The organism is Protofrankia sp. CiP1_Cm_nod4, from assembly GCF_982290645.1.
Map to the genome: position 1 here is coordinate 6,223 of NZ_CEVIVC010000061.1, position 2,105 is coordinate 8,327.

At 71.9% G+C, this 2,105-nt stretch carries 1 protein-coding gene; it reads right to left on the bottom strand.

The window, feature by feature from the left end:
- Positions 1-149 precede the first annotated feature (149 nt).
- On the bottom strand, positions 150-1,982 hold the full coding sequence (locus tag AC5LSR_RS13335; RefSeq protein WP_250282655.1) for a glycoside hydrolase family 15 protein: 1,833 nt from the start codon (positions 1,980-1,982) through the stop codon (positions 150-152).
- Positions 1,983-2,105 lie beyond the last annotated feature (123 nt).

Sequence of the window (2,105 nt, forward strand, 5' to 3'; positions counted from 1 at the left end):
CCCCTCTCCGTTCTCGCCCCTCTCCGTATCGTCCGCTCGCCCGCCGCCTTCGTCTTCCCGGTCTTCCCGGTCGCTTCGGCACGGGTGGCGGATGGCGGATGACGGACGGCGGGGCGGCCGGCGGATGATCGGGAGGCCGGGCCGGGGAGTCAGCCGAAGAAGTGGCCCGGCGGATAGGCCCGGTCGGTGCGCGAGCGCGGCCGGCCGCGCAGGGCGTCGGTCAGCGTCCGGGCGGTGTTGACCAGCGGGACGTGGCTGAACGCCTGCGGGAAGTTGCCGACCAGCCGGCCGAGGCGGGGGTCGTACTCCTCCGCCAGCAGCCCCACGTCGTTACGCAGCGCAAGCAGCCGCTCGAACAGTTCCTGGGCCTCGCGCACCCGTCCTGACAGGGCGTAGTTGTCGGCGAGCCAGAAGGTGCAGGCGAGGAAGGCGCCCTCACCGGCGGGCAGGCCGTCGACCGCGCCGTCCGCCGCGGTCGGGTAGCGCAGCACGAAGCCGTCCTGGACGAGTTCGCGCTCGATGGCGGCCACCGTGCCGACGGCGCGCGGATCCGTCGCCGGCAGGAAGCCGACGAGCGGGATGTTCAGCAGGGCCGCGTCCAGTTCGGTGGAGCCGTAGAACTGGGTGAAGGTGTTGCGGGCGGGGTCGAAGCCGCGGGCGCAGACCTCGTTGTGGATCTCGGCCCGCAGCGCCGTCCAGCGGTCCAGCGGGCCGGGCAGCCCCCACTCGGTGATGCCCTTGACGGCCCGGTCCACCGCCACCCAGGCCATCACCTTGGAATGGACGAAGTCCCGGCGTGGCCCGCGGACCTCCCAGATGCCCTCGTCGGGCTTGCGCCACCCGGTCTCCAGGAACTCCATCAGCTTGCTCTGCAGCGCCCACGAGTCGTCCTGGCCGTCGACGTCGGTGGCCATCCGGGCGACGTGCAGCGCGTCGAGCACCTCGCCGTAGACGTCCAGCTGGAACTGGTCGACAGCGCCGTTGCCGACCCGGACGGGAGCGGAGCCCTCGTAGCCGGGCAGCCACGGGATCTCGTACTCGGGCAGCCGGCGCTCGCCGCCGACGCCGTACATGATCTGGACCTGCGAGGGGTCGCCGGCCACCGCCCGCAGCAGCCACTCCCGCCAGGCCGTGGCCTCGCTGGTGAACCCGGCGTCGAGCAGGGCGAGCAGGGTGATGGTGGCGTCCCGCAGCCAGCAGTAGCGGTAGTCCCAGTTGCGGACCCCGCCGATCATCTCCGGCAGGGAGGTCGTGACCGCCGCGACGATGCCGCCGGTCGGCGCGTACGTCAGCGCCTTGAGGGTGATCAGGGACCGGCGGACGGCGTCCTGCCACTGCCCGTCGTAGGTGCAGCCGGCCATCCAGTCCGCCCACCACGACTCGGTCAGGTCGATCGCCCGGCGGACGTCGATGCGGGCGTGGGTCGGGCGGTGCGAGGGGCACCAGGCCAGGGAGAACGGCACGGACTGCCCGGCGGAGACCGTGAACTGCGCGTGGGTGGCCATGTCGTGGCCCTCCATCGGCGCGGTCGTGCGCAGGGTGACCGCGTCGGGGCCGGCGACCGCGACCACCGTGTGCTCGTCGAAACGACGCACCCACGGAACGATCGAGCCGTAGTCGAAGCGGATGCGGGTCTCGCTGCGCATCCGGACCGTGCCTTCGATGCCCTCGACGAGCCGTAGCACCAGGTGCTCGCCGGAGCGCGGGTACATCGCGTCGACGATCCGGACGGTCCCGCTCGCCGTGGTCATGTCGGTTTCGAGGACGAGGGTGTCGCCGCGGTAGCGTCTGCTCACCGCGAGTACCGGATCGACCGGCGCGATCCGCCAGTGACCGGAGTTCTCGTCACCGAGCAGGGCGGCAAAACACGCGGGCGAGTCGAAGCGGGGCAGGCACAACCAGTCGATCGAACCGTCCCTGGAGACCAGCGCGGCCGAATGTGTGTCGCCGATCAGCGCGTAGTCCTCGATGCGGGAGGGCACGGTCTCTCCGGGGTCTCTCGGGGCCCTCCGCCACCACGAACACAGACGATCGCCAGGGACGCCGCCGCGCGGCGCCCCTGGCCCCCCGTGATCGAAACGCATTGGGCCGGCTTGGGTTCAGGT